Annotated in this window: 16 protein-coding genes; 3 read left to right on the top strand and 13 right to left on the bottom strand. The window is 69.7% G+C overall.

What is annotated here, in order from left to right:
• Window positions 1-106: 106 nt before the first annotated feature.
• The 11 genes from AB0903_RS24690 to AB0903_RS24640 all read right to left on the bottom strand — a co-directional run bounded on the left by AB0903_RS24690 (window position 107) and on the right by AB0903_RS24640 (window position 10,867).
• Window positions 107-880, bottom strand: a complete 774-nt coding sequence (locus AB0903_RS24690) for a hypothetical protein (RefSeq protein WP_366706243.1) — start codon at window positions 878-880, stop codon at window positions 107-109.
• Between the two features lie 97 nt (window positions 881-977).
• Entirely contained in the window at window positions 978-2,120 is a 1,143-nt protein-coding gene (locus AB0903_RS24685) for a hypothetical protein (protein WP_366706241.1), read from the bottom strand.
• A 142-nt stretch (window positions 2,121-2,262) separates the two neighbouring features.
• A complete protein-coding gene (locus tag AB0903_RS24680) occupies window positions 2,263-2,961 on the bottom strand; it encodes a hypothetical protein (RefSeq protein WP_366706239.1) in 699 nt (232 codons plus the stop codon).
• Between the two features lie 28 nt (window positions 2,962-2,989).
• Window positions 2,990-3,511: a hypothetical protein gene (locus AB0903_RS24675; RefSeq protein ID WP_366706237.1), complete on the bottom strand. Its 522-nt coding sequence runs from the start codon at window positions 3,509-3,511 to the stop codon at window positions 2,990-2,992.
• Window positions 3,508-5,079, bottom strand: a complete 1,572-nt coding sequence (locus tag AB0903_RS24670) for an ATP-binding protein (protein WP_366706235.1) — start codon at window positions 5,077-5,079, stop codon at window positions 3,508-3,510. The genes AB0903_RS24675 and AB0903_RS24670 overlap by 4 nt, the downstream gene beginning before the upstream one ends.
• A 30-nt stretch (window positions 5,080-5,109) precedes the next feature.
• The gene (locus AB0903_RS24665; protein ID WP_366706233.1) at window positions 5,110-5,562 is read right to left on the bottom strand and encodes a DUF6238 family protein; all 453 of its coding nucleotides are present in this window, start codon (window positions 5,560-5,562) and stop codon (window positions 5,110-5,112) included.
• 34 nt (window positions 5,563-5,596) lie between these two features.
• Window positions 5,597-7,069 (bottom strand): SCO6880 family protein, encoded by a 1,473-nt coding sequence (locus AB0903_RS24660; protein WP_366706231.1) that lies wholly within the window; start codon window positions 7,067-7,069, stop codon window positions 5,597-5,599.
• Window positions 7,070-7,215: 146 nt separating this feature from the next.
• On the bottom strand, window positions 7,216-8,610 hold the full coding sequence (locus AB0903_RS24655) for an ATP-binding protein (protein ID WP_366706229.1): 1,395 nt from the start codon (window positions 8,608-8,610) through the stop codon (window positions 7,216-7,218).
• A gap of 27 nt (window positions 8,611-8,637) precedes the next feature.
• Window positions 8,638-9,327 (bottom strand): hypothetical protein, encoded by a 690-nt coding sequence (locus tag AB0903_RS24650; protein WP_366706227.1) that lies wholly within the window; start codon window positions 9,325-9,327, stop codon window positions 8,638-8,640.
• On the bottom strand, window positions 9,327-9,635 hold the full coding sequence (locus tag AB0903_RS24645) for a DUF6112 family protein (RefSeq protein WP_266400976.1): 309 nt from the start codon (window positions 9,633-9,635) through the stop codon (window positions 9,327-9,329). Before AB0903_RS24645 ends, AB0903_RS24650 begins: the two co-directional genes overlap by 1 nt.
• An 86-nt stretch (window positions 9,636-9,721) precedes the next feature.
• Complete coding sequence (locus AB0903_RS24640) at window positions 9,722-10,867, bottom strand: C40 family peptidase (RefSeq protein ID WP_366706225.1); 1,146 nt, start codon at window positions 10,865-10,867, stop codon at window positions 9,722-9,724.
• Between the two features lie 579 nt (window positions 10,868-11,446).
• On the opposite strand from AB0903_RS24640, the gene AB0903_RS24635 reads away from it, so the two are divergent.
• Window positions 11,447-12,205 carry a site-specific DNA-methyltransferase gene (locus AB0903_RS24635; protein ID WP_366706223.1) on the top strand — a complete coding sequence of 253 codons (759 nt, stop codon included), beginning with the start codon at window positions 11,447-11,449 and terminating at the stop codon, window positions 12,203-12,205.
• A 96-nt stretch (window positions 12,206-12,301) separates the two neighbouring features.
• Here AB0903_RS24635 and AB0903_RS24630 read toward each other — a convergent pair whose 3' ends face one another.
• Complete coding sequence (locus AB0903_RS24630; protein ID WP_366706221.1) at window positions 12,302-13,240, bottom strand: DUF5655 domain-containing protein; 939 nt, start codon at window positions 13,238-13,240, stop codon at window positions 12,302-12,304.
• Window positions 13,241-14,237: 997 nt separating this feature from the next.
• On the opposite strand from AB0903_RS24630, the gene AB0903_RS24625 reads away from it, so the two are divergent.
• Complete coding sequence (locus tag AB0903_RS24625) at window positions 14,238-16,154, top strand: DNA cytosine methyltransferase (RefSeq protein WP_366706219.1); 1,917 nt, start codon at window positions 14,238-14,240, stop codon at window positions 16,152-16,154.
• Here the strand turns inward: AB0903_RS24625 and AB0903_RS24620 are convergent.
• Window positions 16,151-16,654, bottom strand: coding sequence for a very short patch repair endonuclease (locus tag AB0903_RS24620; RefSeq protein WP_366706217.1), 504 nt, complete (start codon window positions 16,652-16,654; stop codon window positions 16,151-16,153). The two genes, AB0903_RS24625 and AB0903_RS24620, sit on opposite strands and share 4 nt — an antisense overlap.
• Between AB0903_RS24620 and AB0903_RS24615 the strand changes: the two genes are divergently transcribed.
• Entirely contained in the window at window positions 16,653-16,841 is a 189-nt protein-coding gene (locus AB0903_RS24615; protein ID WP_366706215.1) for an AbrB/MazE/SpoVT family DNA-binding domain-containing protein, read from the top strand. The genes AB0903_RS24620 and AB0903_RS24615 overlap by 2 nt on opposite strands.
• Window position 16,842 lies beyond the last annotated feature (1 nt).

Here is a 16,842-nt window from a genome sequence, read left to right as displayed (position 1 = left end):
CCCATCCGCATATCTCACACGCCAGGAAATACAACCAACCGCGCCGCATCATCAGGCACTTCGAGACGGATCACCCTAACGAGCCGAAGTCAGTAAGGGAGTTGGGTCAGCGGTTACGGGAGAACGCGATGCGCGGGTCCACCGGGCGGGCCGCCGGGACGGAGGCGGCGGGCACGGCAGCCGGCGCCTTACCCGGCAGGCCGGCGCGGGCAGGACTGGCGGCGAGCGCGGCAGCGCTGATGGGAAACTTGTGAGTGGTGAAGCCCTGGCTGCGCTCGTGGCGCGCTGCCGTCGTAGGCGCGGGTGGGCGGCGCCCGGTTACGTCCTGGGCGAGGAGGGGCTGCACGGCCACCTGGAGGTCGGCCCGGTGCATGGCCAGCGTGGCGGTGGCGACGTTGCCGAGCGCCTCGCTGCGGTCGGTGGTGATGGGCAGCGTGTAGATGTTCAGGCTTGGGTTATGCCGCCAACCGTGCTCTTCCAGGATGAGTCGGCCGCCGAGAGCGGAGGAACCGTCGGCGGTGGCGGCGACCACGCCGAGCTGCGGATGCTCGGCGAACGCGACGTCCGGTTCAACGCGCGGGGGCCGGTCGCGAGCGGGCGCCGGTCCGGAGGCCAGCGAGGGGTCGAACGTGGCGTCCACATCAACCCGGTAGCCGGCCTTGCGCAGCAGCGCGACGGCCCGTGTGGCGCGGCCCTGGCCATCACGCTGCTGGTTGGCCAGCGCGTACAGGTTGGGGTGGTCGGGGACGGGGTGGAAGTCGAATCCCTTCAACATCCAGGCACTTGCGGCCAGGTGCTTCGGGTTGGAGGCGACGATGCCGAAGTCAGGGTGGCGACCGACCGCGACGTCGGGAAGCGGGTCGTGCTCGGGGGTGGGCATGGCGGATCCATCCGGTGCGCGCAGGGGGAGAGGGACGGTCGAGGGCGGGGATGGTTCTGCTGGTGCGGGACATGGCGGGCTCCAAGCTGGGCAGCGGTCAGCGACCGGGTGCGGACGAGGGTCGGGCGGGAGGCAGGGCGGGACGTACGGCTGAAGCTGACGGCAACTCGGCTGGGGTCGTGCGCCGTGCGGTCGGCGAGACCGCGAGAGCGGCGGCGACTCGGGGCGCCGCCGGTTCCTCCGGGGCGACTTGGTCCGCTCGGTCCTGGACCCTGTCGGGGTGGTCGGTGTGCCGGTCGGCCAGGTCGCCGCGCATGGACCGAATTTCGAGCGCGTAGGAGTCGAGTTTCTTGGTGATGTAGCGCAGGCGGTTCGCGTAGTGGGGATCGGCGGGTGCGCCCAGGCCCTCCCACCAGTCGGCCGTCGTGTTGAGGGACTCGACGACGCGCTGGAGAACGCCGTCACCGGGAGCGGTCAGCTCGCTCAGTGCGGCGACGGCCTCGCTCGTATGTGCCGCCGACTGGATGGATTGGGTCAGGTGGCCGAGCCGGTCGCCGAGGCTGAGCCCGTGATCGCCAGGGGGCGGCCGGCTGGGGTCGAGCAGGTCGGGGTCGCACGAGACGTCGAAGCCCTCGGCCTGCAGTATGTCGAAGGCCCGGGTCACCATCTGTCGCTGCTCGACCAGGTCGGTCATGGCGGAGGGCAGTCGGTGGAAGCGCTCGCGGAACAGCACGACGGGGACGAATCCCGCACGGTGAAGCACTGCGTCGGCAGCGCTCTCCTGAGCGAGTCGCGATTCCGGTCGGGGCGGCAGGCCGAGCTGATCCAGGCGCGCGTCGATGGCGGCGAGCAGGCGGGGGACGCTGCCGCCGTGCCGGGCGTGAGGGCCGTCGGGTTCCGAGTCGTAGATCACTTCGTGGAGCGTGGAGTCATCGGGATGCCCGCGCGTCACCAACCAGCTCTCCGGATACCCGGGCGGGTGGTCGGTGGGTGGTTCCTGAGGCGGAGAGATGATCAGGGCGCTGCCGTCGGGGAGTTCGGCGTGGACGATGTAGTCGCTGAGGCCGTACTCGACGGTGCAGGCCAGGCCGCGCTGCCGAAGTGGCGCGGTGAGGTGGCTGTACTGATGCTCATGCTCCGAGGCGCCGGCGGCGGCTTCCTGGATGAAGGGTTCGCTGGTGCGCGCAGTGACGTGTGTGCCCTCGCGTTGGAGGGTGACCAGGGTCTGATCGGGGCGCATGTGGGCTTCTCCGTGGCCGGTCGTCCCCAGCGGTCGACGGCGGGAAGCCGCAGCCGGGCGGGGACTTGTAGGGGGTAGTGGCGTTCGTCGAGGATCCGGCGATCGGGTGGTTTGGCCTCGCCGGAAGTCGGTGCTAGAGGCGTCAGCGCGAGCGGCGCGTGGCAGGGGGGTCCGACGCCGCCGAGGCGGGCGGCGAAGTGGGAGAGGCACGACGTTGGCCGGAGGCGGATCGGGCCAGGGCCGCCTGGACACGCCCGGTGTGCGCAGACTGGTCGACGCCGATCCGGTCGGTCAGGTGATCGGCAGCCCTGGCCAACGCCGCTCCGCTGTAGCCGAGTTCGTCGGCGTAGTGCCAGCCTTCGGAGTTGCGGATCTCGCGGGCTCGTTCCTCGTAGAGCTCCCGCGACCCGGGCATGGAGCCCTCCATGAGCGCGATGACCTGATCCCACTCGCGGCGGATCTCGCCCGCCCGCGCCAGTACGGAGTCGATCCCCCGCAGGCGCAGCAGGTCGGCGCTGATCGCGCCGCCAAGGTAGTCGGCCTGTTGCGCGGTTGCCCGTACACCGGCGAGGACTTCGGGACCGTGGGTCAGAAAGGTCTCGACGTGCTCCCAGGCGGCGGCGTCCCGGGCCACCTTGCCGTCGGCGTACCCGGTTTCGTCGACGGGCCAGCCGTCTTCGTCGCAGTACGAGTCCGAGACGGCATCCCATCGGTCTGACGCCTGCCTGATGCCGTCAGCGGCGGAGGCCAGGGCCTGGACGCGCACCCGCCATGCCGCCTGTTCGCTGGTGTCTTGCGGCTGGTTGTCAGGGGAGGTGGGGGAGTCGGGAGAAGTGGGCACGGTTGTTCCTCGTTCATGTACGGGTGCCTCACCGCGAACGCGGCAGCGAGCGCACAGCGGACGGTGAGACGGGAGCCGGAGCGTCGCTCTGCTGGCCGGGGGAAGTTCCCCGGGCCGACGCTGCTGGCGAGAGACGGGCCGCTGCTGCTGCTCGGTGCGACCGGGAGCAGATCTCGTGGTCGACGTTCTCCCCGACGAGATGCAGCTCCTCGCCGAGGTCGGTCAACCGGTCAGCGATGGCGTCCAGTTCGGACGCGCTGCTTCGGGCACCGTGGGTGCGGCACCACTCGGAGGCGGTTTCGAGCATCTGGTGCAGGCGGGCCACCGCGCCAAAGTCCTCCGTAACGGCCTCGTGGAACAGGTCGGTGAACTCCTCGGTTCGGGCTGCGGCGAGGCGGTCGTTCCAGTCCGTGGCCGGTGCGCCGTTGTCCGGACTCGCGGCCGGGCTGGTCGTTGGGTGGTGCTGGGGTGGGGCGGCGTTCTCGACCGCACCGAACCGGAGGCCGGGGACGAGCCCGGACCGGGAACCCACGACCCCACGTGGACTCATCGCCGCACCTCCCGGCGCTGGAGAGGCACCAAGGGCGCTTCAGTTTTCGTGAACTCGGCGCGTTTGCCGGACATGCGGGCGTCGGTGTCGAACAGCTCGCGCTCGGCCGGATGCAGGATGTGCTGGGTTATGAAGCTCCGACCTGCGACTTTCCACAGGCCCCGGCCCTTGGTCAGGGCGGACACAGCCTGGGTTTCGACACCGGTCAGGCCGAGCAGCGACGCGGCGGCGGCGAGTTGGTCGGGCTCTTGGCGGTAGATGATGCGGGTGCTGCAGTCGGCGAGGAGGCCCTCGGCCAGCACCCGGCCGCGCGAGCCGACGTCGCCCGCGCTCAGCAGATCGCTGAGGCGGTGGATGACCATCAGGTTGGCGATGCCGAGACCTCGGCTGAGCTTCCACTGGCTCTGCATGCGCTCCAGGAGGCCGACGTGCCTCATCACACGCCATGCCTCGTCGTAGATCACCCAGCGTCGGCCGCCGTCCGGGTCGGCGAGCGCGGACTCCATCCAGGCGCTCGCGCAGGTCATCGCGAGGACCAGCGCGGTGTCGTCGCCCGAGCCACCGAGCCGGGAGAGGTCGATCGACAGCATCGGGGTGGTCGGGTCGAAGGCCACGGTCGAGGGCGCGTCGAACATGCCGCTCAAGTCGCCGTGGACCAGACGGCGCAGGGCATGCGCGAGGTCCTGCGCGGCGGGCCCCATACGCCCGGCCTGGTCTCCGAGGGCCCGGTCGAGGCGTTCGGGCGAGCCGAGGGCGTGCGCGATCTCGCCGAGCAGGGGCACGGTGCCGCCAGCCTCGGCTTCGGCGACGACCAGGTCCAGCGCGAGGTCCAGGGCTGTGTGCTCCATCGGCAGGAGATCGCGCTTCAGCACGGTGCGAGCCAGGCCGGCCAGGAGCAGGAGGCGGCGCTTGCGGACCTCGGTCGACCAGTCGCCCTCGCTCACCGAGGCGGGCCGGGCCGGAGCATCCAACGGGTTCAGCCTGCCCGGGAGCCCCGGCCCCAGCGCGATGCTGTAGCCGCCGAGAGCCTGAGCGACAGCCGTCCACTCACCCTTGGGGTCGCAGGGCACATAGACCCGGTAGCCGTGGGCAATCGCCCTGGTGGCTATCGACTTGGCCAGCGCCGACTTGCCCATGCCGATGATCCCGGCCAGGACCGCGTTGGGGTTGGTGAAGCCTTCGATCCGGCCGCTGCTGTACAGCGAGAACGGGTCGTAGCAGAACGCGGCCTCCGCGTGGACATCGCGACCGATGAAGATGCCCTCCGCGCCCAGGCCGCCTTCCGCGAGGAAGGGGTAGGCGCCGCTGACGGTGGCGGTGGTCATTCGGTGGGCGGGCAGGCTGAGCTTGCCGCCGCGTGCCGAGGAGGAGCCGGGGCGTCCGGACGGCGGGTAGGTAGGCCGCAGCTCCGGGTCGAGGGTTTCCTCGGCGCGGCGCTTGGGCGGGGCTCCGGCGAGGCGGGCCTGGCGGCGGGCCGCAGCGAAACCGGCGCGGGCGGTTCGCTGCTCGGCACGTGATGCCTTGCGGGGGACGAACAGGTGGGAGGCGCTGGCGCGGGTGCGGGGCATGAACGTTTCTCCAGACGGAAGGCAGGGATGTCAGTGGCGGACGAGGCCGGTGAATGGCGCGTGGAGGTCGGCCGGGGTGGTGCGGCGGCGGACCAGGTGCGCGGTGCGCTGGTGGCGCTGGCAGATGGTCAGCTCCGGTGCGCCTTCCGGCAGGCCGGCCTGGCATGTCTCGCGGTCGGGGACCTCGCCGGAGTCCGGCCGGGGTGCCGCGTGGTAGGCGGCGTGGACGTGGTCGGCGGCCTGCCAGATCCGGGTGCGGGCGGCGCGGAGTTGGTCGCCCTCGATCGGCACGATCTGGCCTGTGCGGGCGGCGTGGGCGTCGAGCAGGCCGTGCAGCGAGACGAGGTGGGCGTGCAGGGCGTCCAGCTCGGCGCGGGTGGTGACGAGAGGACCGCCTGGCACGTTGAGCGCGCGGTGGAAGTCGAGCGCGGCGGTGGCGAAGGGCACGAAGTCCTGCGCGGTCGGGCTGGCGGTGCGGGACATGGGGGTGCTCTTTCGGAAGGGAGGAGGGCCGGCATCAGGCGGCGAGGGCCAGCGGCATGGCGGCGGCGGTGAACGCTTCGGCCTGCTGCCAGGTGAGCGGCCGGAGGTCGAGCTGGGCGCCGACCGCCGCGGTCTCCACGACCGCGCACGCGGACCGCAGCTCCTCCTCGGAGTCGGCCGAGACGGTCAGGAGGCCGGTCAGGGCGACATCCGCGTGGCCCGCGATGAGCTGGCGTTCACGGGACTTGATGTCCTGGTACTCGATCGAGTCCGCTTCGGAGTCGACCTGGCCGCGCCGGGCGCGCTCAGAGGCGTCTGCGATGACAGAAGCCTTCCTGCGCTGGACATCGCGCAGGGCGGCGTCCAGCCCCTTCGGCTCGTACGACAGCGACAGGGTCCGGCGCACCCCGGCGGTGAACAGGAGCTGGTGCAGGAAGCCCGCCGACGTCTCGGTGCGGGGCCAGTTCTCCACCCAGTACGTGGAGTGGACGGCGGAGTCGGTCGCGATGTGGTCCGACTTCTCGACGACCACGACCGGGCCGGCAGCGGCGGGGTCGGCCTCGGGGCGCCCGGAGGAGGACCAACGGTCCAGTGCGGCAAGGGCCTTGGGGTCGTATGCCGTTCGCACGACGGCTGCGATCTCGTGGGCGGTGAGCCAGCCGGTGGGGTTGAGCCCGGCGGTGCGCGCGGCCTGGTCGAAGGTCGAGGTCAGCTGCGCCAGGACGCTGAAAGACCCGGTCAGACCGCCTCCGGCCTGGTTGATCAGGCGTCGCGCGGCCTTGGCGTCCAGCGAGATGGCGACGTACGCCTCGTGCGGAGCCGCAGCCGGGCCCGCGCTCTGGATCAGCTCGCTGTAGATCGCGCCGGCCACCGGGGCGTCGGGCTGGCCGTGCTCCTCCCAGTACCGGCGAAGGGCGTCGCCGGAGTCCGGCACGGTGCGCTCGATCACCTGGATCCGGGCGACCTGACCGGTGCGGGCGAGAGCGGCGAGGGCACGCCCCCAGCCGTTGACGTTGGCGTTCTGGGTGCCCGGGTCGAGCAGCGCGTAGGCGCGGGAGGACACCTTGACGACGGCGGTCAGCGTGCCGGTGTGGGGGTTGTGGACCGCGCCGTACCGGCGGTCGGGTGCGGTGACCACGCGCAGGCTGGCGGCGGTACCGGGCAGGTGGAGGAGTCCTTCGCGGACCGGGCGGCGGGAGGGTCGGGCGAGCCAGATCAACTGGCCCCGCATCCGGCGGAGCACGTACCGGGTAACGATCGGAGCCCAGTCGGCCAGGGCTCGGCCTCGGTGGCGGACGAAGACGAGCAGGGCGATGGCGGCCCACAGCGGGATGAGTTCGAGAGCGCCGACCACGCCACGGGCGAGGATCACGGCGAGCAGGAGCAGGCCGGTGAGGCTCACGACGATCAGTTGCGGGGCGGTCAGGCCGAGCAGGATGCCGCGCCTGCTGCGGTGCGGGAACTTCACGGTGGCCGTGGTGGCTTCGGCCTGGGGGTTGTCAGACATGGCGGTTCCAGACGGTGGGAGCGGGCGGGAAGGGGCGGAAGGCGCGGCGCTCTTCTGGAGGTCATGGCAGGACTCCGTTTCGGGTGGTCGGGGGAAGGGGGGCGGGCTGGAGGGATGCAGCCCGCCCCCTTCCGGGTGGTGGTGATTCAGGATCCGGACGGCGGCTGGTTGGGGTAGACCCAGCTCGTCGGGGTCGGGGAGCCGGTCGCCGACGGACCGGTGAAGGGGGGCGGCGGTGCGGCGGGACCGCTGGGCGACACGGCACCTGCGCGGGTCAAGCTGCTGCCCGGAGCCGACGCACCAGCGGGCTGGGCGGCGGAGGGAGCGCCCCCCTCGGAGCCTCCTGCTTCGGTGTCGGCAGGCCGTGTGATCAGCGCAGGGATGCCGGGGCGCTGGATCAGGGCGCGGCCCTTGTCGCCGGAGGCGTTCGGGTCCTCGCCGTACCGGAAGCGGGTCTGCGGCTTCGGGGGTCCGGCGTCGATGCCCTCCTTGCTCAGGTTGCCGCCGGTGGGGTTGATGCCGGAGGCGACACCGTCGCTGCCCGCGCCGGGGACCTTGCTCGGCCCCTGTGGACCAGGAGTGCCGGTGCTGGCCTGCATCGCGAGGCTGCCCGCGGTCTTCGCGGCCCCTGCGGCGACCGCCATGCCGGCGACGCCGGTGCGGTGCAGGTCGTCGTGGCCGCCGCCGTCGGTCGCCCAGTGGACGAACTTGTAGGTGGCGTACGGGCAGAGCAGGACCAGGACCATGACGACGATGCCGGCCATCGCGTCGGACAGGGCGGCCATTCCGTCCTGGGGATCGGACTTGCCCATCGCCGAGACGCCGATCAGGAAGACCACGGTCATCAGCAGTTTCGACACGACGAGGGTGGCGGTGGCCTCGATCCAGCCCCGCCGCCAGCGCTTGGCGACCTCCCAGCCGCCGCCGGCTCCGGCGAAGACCGCGAGGGCGACCATGATCAGGACGCCGACCTTGCGGGCGACCATCACGCCCCAGTACATGAACGCGCCGATCGCGCAGCCGAGGGCGACCAGGGCTGGGACGCCCCAGCCGAGGCCGTACATCGCCCCCAACTGGTTGACCTTGATGACGCGGCGGATCGCGTCGTCCACCGAGCTGTTGGCTGCTTGGAACAGGCCGTCGGACAGAGCGTCGACCACCGTGATGGCCACGGAGGTGAAGGCGACGGCGCAGAAGGAGAAGAGGACGCCGGTCATCGTGCCGATCGCGGCTTGGGCGAGGGCGCGTTCGTCCCGTCGCCAGGCCGCGAACATCAACTGGATGCAGAACGTGCCGACGGTCAGGGCGAGGCCGATGGGCAACAGCAGCTCGTAGTTGTCCCGGAACCATCCGGCGTTGAGATCGATGGCGGTGGTTTCGTTGACGGCCTTGGCGGCGAGGTCGGCCGCACTGGCGGCCAGCTCACCCGCTGACTTCGCGATCCACGCCCCGATGCCGTCGGTGACGGTCCCGGCGGGGTTGGTGGCGAAGTCGACGGCGCCGCAGACCTTGTCCATCAGCGGAAGGTCGCAGACTCCCATGGCGGTACCTCCTTTCTGGGGTGGGGGTCAGGGCGCGACGGCCGGCAGGACACCGGCCAGGGCACAGGGCTGGGAGGGGCGGCACTGGACCGCGAGGGTGGTGACGCGGTTCTCGGCGCCGCCGCGCGGCGAGCCTTTCCAGGCGATCGACTGTTTGCCGGAGACCGTCACGGCGTAGACGTACGCGGTGGTGATCGCCCCGGGGTCCGCCTGCAGGGCCTGGGTGAAGGAGTCGGGGAAGTGGGCTTCGTTCACGGTGGCGGTGGCGAACTGGCCGTTGGCGGCCATCTCCTTCCACAGCACGGGCGAGGGAACGAGCGCGTCGACCGAGGCAGTGTCGGCGTATTTGGCCTTGCTGGTCAGCCACTTGTGCAGGGCGGCCAGCAGCTCATGCTGGGAGTAGGCGCGGGTGTCGTAGGACCACAGCGCTGCCGCTGCCGCCTTCCCGAAGGTGATCGGGTCGTGCGTGGACGGGGGATCGGGAAGGGCACTGCGGCTCCCGTGCGGTGGTGGGGAGGAGGAAGCAGAAGTGGTCGGGGAGGAGGGGAAAGCCGAACTCGCCTGCGGTGCAGGAGCCTTGGAGGAGGTCCTGCCGTCGCGGGTGAGGTAGGCGGCCAGGCCGGCGAGGGCGACGAGCACCACCAGGACAGCGGTGCCGAGCAGCGCCCGGCGGCGCACGCGAGATGCGCCGCCGGGGTTCGTGGAGCGGGGAGGCATCAGTGGACCTGCGTCCCCAGCGTGCTGAAGAACGCCACCACACCGTTCGCGGCACCCAGCAGGAGGGCCGCGCCAGCGCTGACCAGCACGCCCTTCTTGCCGCTGGCCTCGGCCTGGTGACCGCCGGAGTGATGGCCCCAGGCCCACACGCCCGCGCTGACGGCAAGCGCGCCGACCACGGCGATGATCCCGAAGAGGTTGATCGAGCCCATCACCTGCTTGAGGACCGCCAAGCCGGGAAGGCCACCATCGTTCGGCTTGATCCCGGGGTCGTAGGCGAGCTGGACGACCTTGTCGGCGAGATACATTAAGAACTCCAGTTCGATTTAATGCACGCCAAAGCCCGAGGGGGCGAAGCGGCGGTGCAAGGAAAGGGGGAGGGGAGAAGCGCCGGTCAGACGACTCGGCGGGCTGCGAGAATCTGCGGCTTCCAGGACGCGAGGGTCACGAGGCGGACCACGTCGCCGGTGTGCGGGGCGTGCACGATCAAGCCCTGGCCGACGACCATCCCGACGTGTTCCGGGACTTTGGCCGTCCCCTCGGTGAAGACGAGGTCACCCGGCTGGAGAGCATCGACCGATACCGGCTTGCCGTCCTTGACCTGCGTGTACGTCGTCCGCGTGAGGGTGACCCCGGCGGCCATGTACGACTGCTGCATCAGGGAGGAGCAGTCGCAGCGGCCCATGGGGTCGGGCCCGTGGGAGTCGGTGCAGCTCCCGCCCCACTGGTATGGGGTGTCGAGCTGGCCGAGCGCCCATCGGATCGCCGTCTGGACCTTCGGTGGAGCGTCTGCCGGGATCTTGTATCCGGCCGGCAACGTGCCGGGCGGGATGGTTCCGAAGTCGGTTCCGTCCCCGCCGGTCGTACAGCCGCCCGCGGTACTCGGCGGAGGGTTGCCCGTGCTGTCCAAGCCGGACGGCGAAGGGCTCGGCGACGTGCCGCCGGCCTTCGACAGCAGCGGCTCGATCGCCTGCTGCAAGGCGGTGGCCAAGGGCTCCCACTTCGCGTAAGCCTCGGGGAAGCCAGACTTCTGCACCGCCTGGGCGGCCTGGGTGACGGACAGGGACTGCCAGCCCGAGACCTTGTCCAGCGCCTCGTAGAACTTCGTCGAGGCGTGCACCGGGTCGAGGATCTCGTTCGCGGTGCCCCATCCCTGCGACGGACGCTGCTGGAACAACCCGAGGCTGTCGCGGTCGCCGTAGGTCAGGTTCTGCAGGCCGCTCTCCTGCAAGGCGGTCGCCAGGGCCACGATCTGGCCTCGGGCCGGGATGTTCATCGCGACACCGGTGGCCTGGATGGTCTTGGCGTTGGGCACCTGCTCGGCCGGGTCGTCCAGGCCCGGCACGGAGACTGTTCCCTTGTCTCCGTCGTCCAGGATCGCCTTCACCTGAGCGGCAACGGCCGAGGTATCCACAGCCTGTGTACCGCCGGTCGAGCAGGAGGCCGAGGCACTCCCGGCCGCGATACCGAGGATCGGAACGGCCAGCAGTAGCGGACCGGAGGCGAAGAGACCGACGACGGTTCCGGTGGTCTTCTTCATCGCCGCCGCCGTTCGCAGGGGCGGACAGCCCGGCCGGGCAATGGGGTTGGGTCAGGGCGTGGGCGTATCAGGGCGTGCTGCATCGCAGCGGCTCCTCGCGGTTCGTAGGAGGCGCGGTGCCGACTTCTCGTGCAAAGCCGTCGGCACCGCGCCGATGTGAATCCGCCTCTCAGGGCGGGCCCGGGTCAGGGGAGTTGGTAGCTCCCGGACGCCGGATTCAGGTCATGCGCGGCAGCCGGCCGCGCTCGTAATCTCAGGCGGTGCACCGGGTCTCCTCACGGCTTCGAGAACGGGGGGTCAACGTGCCCTCCGGGCCGTGCTTTTGGACGCGGCAACACGGATCAGCACAGGTCATCGGGGGTGGAGCTGGGCTCCGCCTCGGTGACACGGCGAGACAGTAGACCGGGATTCCGGCCGCACCAAACGACCGCCGAACCCAGGCCCGAAGCACGGCACAGGCTCGTTAGGCGCGGCCGGAAATCGCAGCTAACCTCCGGCGCAACCCCGCTCCGAACGGCCGCTGTTGACCGCCGTCCGGAGCGGGCCCAGTCCCGTCGTGCCCTGAAAGAGGCCCCGCACATGAGCTACACGCTGCACCGAGGCGACGCCCTCACCGTGCTGAAGACCCTCCCGGACGAGAGCGTCAACGCCGTCATCACCGACCCCCCGTACAACTCCGGCGGACGCACCAGCTCGGACCGCACCGGCCGCACCGCCCGCGCCAAGTACGTCACCAGCGGATCGGCGCATGACCTGCAGAACTTCCCCGGAGAGAACCGCGATCAGCGGAGCTATCGAAGCTGGCTGACCGCGCTGCTCACCGAGGCGTACCGGGCCGCCGCCGAGCACTCCGTCGCCATGGTCTTCTCCGACTGGCGCCAGGAGCCGACTACCAGCGACGCCCTGCAGATGGCGGGCTGGACCTGGAGCGGCACGATCCCCTGGATCAAGCCCGCCAGCCGGCCCCGCAAGGGCGGGTTCAAGCAGTCGGCCGAGTTCATCACCTGGGGTGTCAAGGGCAGCCTCGACAAGAACCGGGACCTCTATCTGCCCGGCCACTTCATCGCCTCCCAGCCCCGCAAGGACCGCGTCCACATCACCCAGAAGCCCGTCGAGATCATGCAGCAGCTCGTGCAGATCTGCCCCGAAGGCGGCACCGTCCTCGACCCGTTCACCGGCAGCGGCTCGACAGGCGTCGCCGCCCTGCGCGAGGGCCGGCAGTTCGTCGGCGTCGAGCTGTCGTCGCACTACGCCGACGTGGCAGAACAGCGACTGTTGCAGGCAACGCAACACGCTCTGACCCAGGACGACTTCGTCTTGGCCGGGCCGGAGGCATGAGCATGAGAACGACCAGACCAGGGCCGACGGACCGCAGACGCCAAAGGGCGGCTGGAGCATCGAGAAACCGATGCACCAGCCGCCCTTCCTCTTGCGTTAGGCCGCCTCGAACGCCCGCCGGATCAACGGTCCCGCCTTCTCCAGGTCGGCAGCAGAGGCGATCCGAACCTCCAGGTCGCCCGTCCCGAGGTGGCCGATGCCGCGCATGTCGCGCGAGAAGCCCCCCTCCAGCTCGACCGTGTCCGGGTCGACCTTGAGATAGACCAGGATCACCTCGTGCTTCGGGCGGAAGATCACCGAGGCGAGGTTCACCATCCGCCGATAGGCGATGTAGTGCAGGAGCGGAGCCACCTCGACCTCGCCCCACGCGGTGAGGGTCTCGTCCAACTCGCCGTACAGGTCCCGCAGGCAAGCGGGAGCCGCGCCCTGGGTCGCATGGACCGACGGCTTCCCGCTTCCACTGCTGGCACCAGCCGCCACCTCCCGCTCCTGACCCTGCCGCCGAGCCGAAGCCGGTCTCGCAGACCCAGGGGCGGACTCGATCAGCAGCAGGCTCAGCAGCCCGCCGTCGAAGACGCGGTAACGCACCAGGTCGATCCGCTCGTGAAGACGGTGGACCGCGACCCGGTCGTGGTGCGAGAAGCTGGCCGCGATGCAGACCATCCGCGGGTTCCGCCAGTCGATCGCCTCGGCCGCCTCGGAACCCAGCCTCTCCTTGACCAGGGCCTCGAACTCGTGACGTGCGGAGCACAGCCACGACAGGTATGAGACCGCCTGTGACATGACCCCGCTATCGGCGCCTTTTTTGTACTCGATCAGCACCGGCGTGTTGTTCTCGTCGAGCCCCAGCGTGTCGATCCGGCCCCGGTGCCAGGGGCCGGTCGGGTACTCCGACGCCAGGAAGCGGATGCTGAGCATCGCCTCCATCCCCGCCTCGATCCGACGCTGAAGCTCCACCTCCAGCGCCACCGTCGAACCCCGCAGCTCGACGTCCCGGCCATCGGCATCCAGCCGGAACAGCTTCAGGTCGGTCACCAGCCTCCCCCTCCTCCCCGATGTCAACAGTCGGACAATCGACCGGAGAGCACGGTTATTCCGCGCTGTCGGGCTGCCTCTGTGAGGGAGCCTGTCGGTCTTCGGAGCGCCGTCGGCGTCGACGGGGGAACGGGGCTCGAACCAAGTGGAGTTGCGGACATTCGCCGTGTTGCCTGGATCTGGGCCTGCCCCTCAGCCGTCAAGGGGACTTCGAACGCGTCATCCCCCGCGATGCCGGGTGCACCGGGGACTTGCAGGACCGGGCCGCCGTCCTTCTCGCCGAGATCGGTGTCTCGGGCCTCTCCTGCGCGGCGGCCAAACTCCAACTGGCCATGTGCTTCCACCATGCGGTCCTGGATGCGCAAGGCGAGCTGGCAGCCGGGATCTCCCGCCTGCGCGACCTCGCCGAAAGCGGCGGCTACGCCTACTACGTCGAAATCGCACACTTCATGGCTGACCTTCCGGTCCTCGAACACGTACCGCGAGCACGGTGGATCGATGGGCAACAGCGGACTCGCGAACGATGGCGGGTCGTGGTGACCACGCGCCGAGACTATGCGGGGTCAGTTCGGCGGAAAGGGGATGTGCCTCGCTAGCAATTCTGGCGGTCCGCCGGCGGGTGAAGTCCAAGGTGCCTGCCATCTTCCGCTGGGTGAAGAGCCGATGCGGCAGCGCGCCGTTCCAGTCCTCGCTAAAGTGCTGGACGTCCGCGGTATCGCGCGACCATACAGACGCGAATGGTCACTCTGTGTAGTATTTCGGTTGGGTTGCGGCAACTCGCAGGTCGTTGTGTCCCTTACGATGGGTGTCCCGAATGCATCAGACCACTGCCTGGAGAACAACAACCTCTGGACGCCTCCCCGGCGTCTGTGAGCGCCGGTCGCAGTTGGTTGGGCCGCCCGACTCAGCAGCTCAGAACAGGCCTCGTACCTTGATCTGGACACCACTTCCGTGATCTCCTGGTGCTCATTCATCTCGTCGTGGCGGAGGTTGGACTGTGGCAGCGCAACCGGGGGGGTACTACGGTGTGCCTCTTGAGCGGAGCGACTACCTCAAACTCGACCCGCACAAAAACAGCTGTACCCCCGACGGGTTCCCGGAGTGGCTAAAAACCTTCGGCGAGGGGAAGCAGCTGGCGGTAGACCTCTTCTCGGGTGCCGGTGGTCTGACCTTCGGCCTGGAGAAGGCTGGATGGACCGTTGCAGCCGCCGTCGACTTCGACGAACGCGCGCTGGAGACACACGCGGCGAACTTCCCCGGCATGAGCCTCCACATGGACCTCGGGGATCCCTCGGAGCGCGACCGGCTCGTGGAACTGGTGGGACCGGCGAAGATCGACCTGGTAGCCGGCGGCCCCCCGTGCCAGCCGTTCAGCAGGGCAGGGCGCAGCAAGATCCGCCATCTCGTCAAGAAACACAATCGTGATCCGCTGGATCGTCGCAAGGAACTCTGGGTTGCCTACCTGGACGTGGTCAAGAGGCTCCGCCCGCGCGTAGTGCTCATGGAGAACGTGCCCGACATGGGCCTCGGTGACGACTTCTTCGTCATCCGCATGATCGAGGACGAGCTGGAGGAGCTGGGGTACGCGACCCAGGTCCGCCTCGTCGACGCCTGGAACTACGGCGTGCCGCAGCACCGCAAGCGCCTGATACTGCTGGCTCGGAACGACGTGGACAGTTTTGCCTGGCGTGATCCTGACGCGAAGCGGACCAGTCTGCGGGACGCCATCGGCGATCTTCCGAAGCTTGACGTCGTGCCGTTGGAACGCGTCGGAAGTCGCAAACTCGACTACAGGTCACCGAGGCAGCCGTCTGCCTTCGCGAAGACCATGAGGGAGGGCGCAGAGAAGGGCTTGGTCTGGGACCACATGACGCGGAGGGTCCGGGAGGACGACTTCGAGATCTTCACCGAGATGGACTCCAAGACCCTGTACTCGGAGATCGACGAGGGGCTGCGTCGGTACAAGGCCAACCACTTCACGGACAAGTACAAGAAGCTCGACTGGGCCGACCTCAGCCGGACCATCACAGCTCACATCGCCAAGGACGGTTACTGGTACATCCACCCTGACCAGGCGCGCACTCTCACCGTGCGTGAGGCGGCCCGCCTCCAGACGTTCCCCGACCGGTTCCGGTTCGCAGGCACGCGCAGTGACGCGTTCCGTCAGATCGGCAACGCGGTACCCCCCCTGCTGGGCGAGGCTGCGGCCGAGGTCCTCAAGCCGCTCGAAGGAGTGCAGCCGCCCTCTGCCGGACTGCGACCGCACTGGCGGGAGGTGCGGCAGACGCTCACCGACTGGGCGGACCGGAGGCGTGGCGGAGTCGACTGGTACCAACTACCCGCAGTGAAGCCCGTCGTACTCCACGCGGCGGTGATGGCAGTGGTGTCGATGTCGAAGATGAAGCCCACGGTGTTGGCAGGGCTGATGGCAACCGTCCGGAAGGCGAAGCGGCTCACGTCGCCGGTCTTCGGGAGGCTGGTCGAGGCGGCACCCACCGATGCTGTCAGAGCCCGGATCGATCGGTTGGCGCCCCTCGTGGACCAGCCCCTGATCTGGAACAAGCCCGAGTCCGTACTCGAAAAACTGGCGTTGAAGCCCAGTGAGGAAGCGCTCTACCGGCTGCTGAGTGGTGATGACCTCATGCTGGTCGGCCACGGAACCCTGCGGGTGGCCGCGAGGCTGAACAACACGGAGGTGGACCGCAACAGGCTGAGTGACGGACGGGTTCACCTGGTGAAACTCGTCGGAGCGGGCGACGACGCGCCTCTCCGCATGGCGGCCCTGCGGCTCATCGGCGCGGAGCTGTGCAGGGAGAAGCAGCCAGTCTGCTCCGAGTGCCCCCTTGCTGCGTACTGCCCGCGCAAGGACGCCCTGTCCGATGACCTCTTCACCCTCGCGGGCACGGAGGACTAGGAATAGGGAGCTCCGGGTACCCGGAGGGTCGCCGACGCCACACGTTGCGCTGCGGCGTCGGCGTCACGGCGGATCTCACACTCCCAGACCCTGACCACGACCCACCCCGCAGCCTCTACGGCCTCGGTGTTCCGCAGGTCCCGCGCGGCGTTCGCCGCGATCTTCTCCGACCACAGACGTGCGTTCGGGCCCTGGAAACGGCGGGGTCCGTGTTCCGGGCACCCGTGCCAGAAGCAACCGTCGACGAAGACCGCGACCCGATGCTTCGGCAGTACGAAGTCCGCCGTGCACCGGGCTGCGATCTTCCGGTGCAGGCGGAACCTCAACCCGAGCCGGTGCACGGCGCTCCGCAGGGATCGCTCCGGAGCCGTGTCTCGGATCCTGCGCCCGCGAAGGTGCTCGCCCTCGTGGGTACTCACCCATTCGTCACCCGTGTTCGTCACCTTCTCTCTTCGGCGGGCCCTCGTCCCGCGCTTCCACGGTGGCAGACTGGGGGCCATGATCCGAGAACCGGCAGAACTGCGAGTCGACGACAGCGGACGGGTCGAGATCCCGCTGGGGCTCCTGGCTGAAGCTGGCATCAGCCCCGGCACCGAGCTGCTCGCGTTCAGCGACGGTGACGGACGTATCGTGTTCCGGCGGGCCGAGGACGCGGTCCGCGACCTCCTCGAAGATGGTCGGCTCTAGC

This window comes from Streptomyces sp. NPDC048389, from assembly GCF_040706335.1.
Taxonomy (GTDB): Bacteria; Actinomycetota; Actinomycetes; order Streptomycetales; family Streptomycetaceae; genus Streptomyces.
Note: the sequence above shows the minus strand (reverse complement) of the source record. Positions and strands in the feature narration are given on the sequence as shown.

What these genes read in the sequence shown, in the direction of transcription:
- AB0903_RS24650 (WP_366706227.1), bottom strand. Translation starts at nt 9,327, where the DNA reads ATGCCTCCCCGCTCCACGAACCCCGGCGGCGCATCTCGCGTGCGCCGC.
- AB0903_RS24665 (WP_366706233.1), bottom strand. Translation starts at nt 5,562, where the DNA reads ATGTCCCGCACCGCCAGCCCGACCGCGCAGGACTTCGTGCCCTTCGCC.
- AB0903_RS24675 (WP_366706237.1), bottom strand. Translation starts at nt 3,511, where the DNA reads ATGAGTCCACGTGGGGTCGTGGGTTCCCGGTCCGGGCTCGTCCCCGGC.
- AB0903_RS24615 (WP_366706215.1), top strand. Translation starts at nt 16,653, where the DNA reads ATGATCCGAGAACCGGCAGAACTGCGAGTCGACGACAGCGGACGGGTC.
- AB0903_RS24635 (WP_366706223.1), top strand. Translation starts at nt 11,447, where the DNA reads ATGAGCTACACGCTGCACCGAGGCGACGCCCTCACCGTGCTGAAGACC.
- AB0903_RS24645 (WP_266400976.1), bottom strand. Translation starts at nt 9,635, where the DNA reads ATGTATCTCGCCGACAAGGTCGTCCAGCTCGCCTACGACCCCGGGATC.
- AB0903_RS24640 (WP_366706225.1), bottom strand. Translation starts at nt 10,867, where the DNA reads ATGAAGAAGACCACCGGAACCGTCGTCGGTCTCTTCGCCTCCGGTCCG.
- AB0903_RS24690 (WP_366706243.1), bottom strand. Translation starts at nt 880, where the DNA reads ATGCCCACCCCCGAGCACGACCCGCTTCCCGACGTCGCGGTCGGTCGC.
- AB0903_RS24655 (WP_366706229.1), bottom strand. Translation starts at nt 8,610, where the DNA reads ATGGGAGTCTGCGACCTTCCGCTGATGGACAAGGTCTGCGGCGCCGTC.
- AB0903_RS24685 (WP_366706241.1), bottom strand. Translation starts at nt 2,120, where the DNA reads ATGCGCCCCGATCAGACCCTGGTCACCCTCCAACGCGAGGGCACACAC.
- AB0903_RS24620 (WP_366706217.1), bottom strand. Translation starts at nt 16,654, where the DNA reads ATGGCCCCCAGTCTGCCACCGTGGAAGCGCGGGACGAGGGCCCGCCGA.
- AB0903_RS24660 (WP_366706231.1), bottom strand. Translation starts at nt 7,069, where the DNA reads ATGTCTGACAACCCCCAGGCCGAAGCCACCACGGCCACCGTGAAGTTC.
- AB0903_RS24670 (WP_366706235.1), bottom strand. Translation starts at nt 5,079, where the DNA reads ATGCCCCGCACCCGCGCCAGCGCCTCCCACCTGTTCGTCCCCCGCAAG.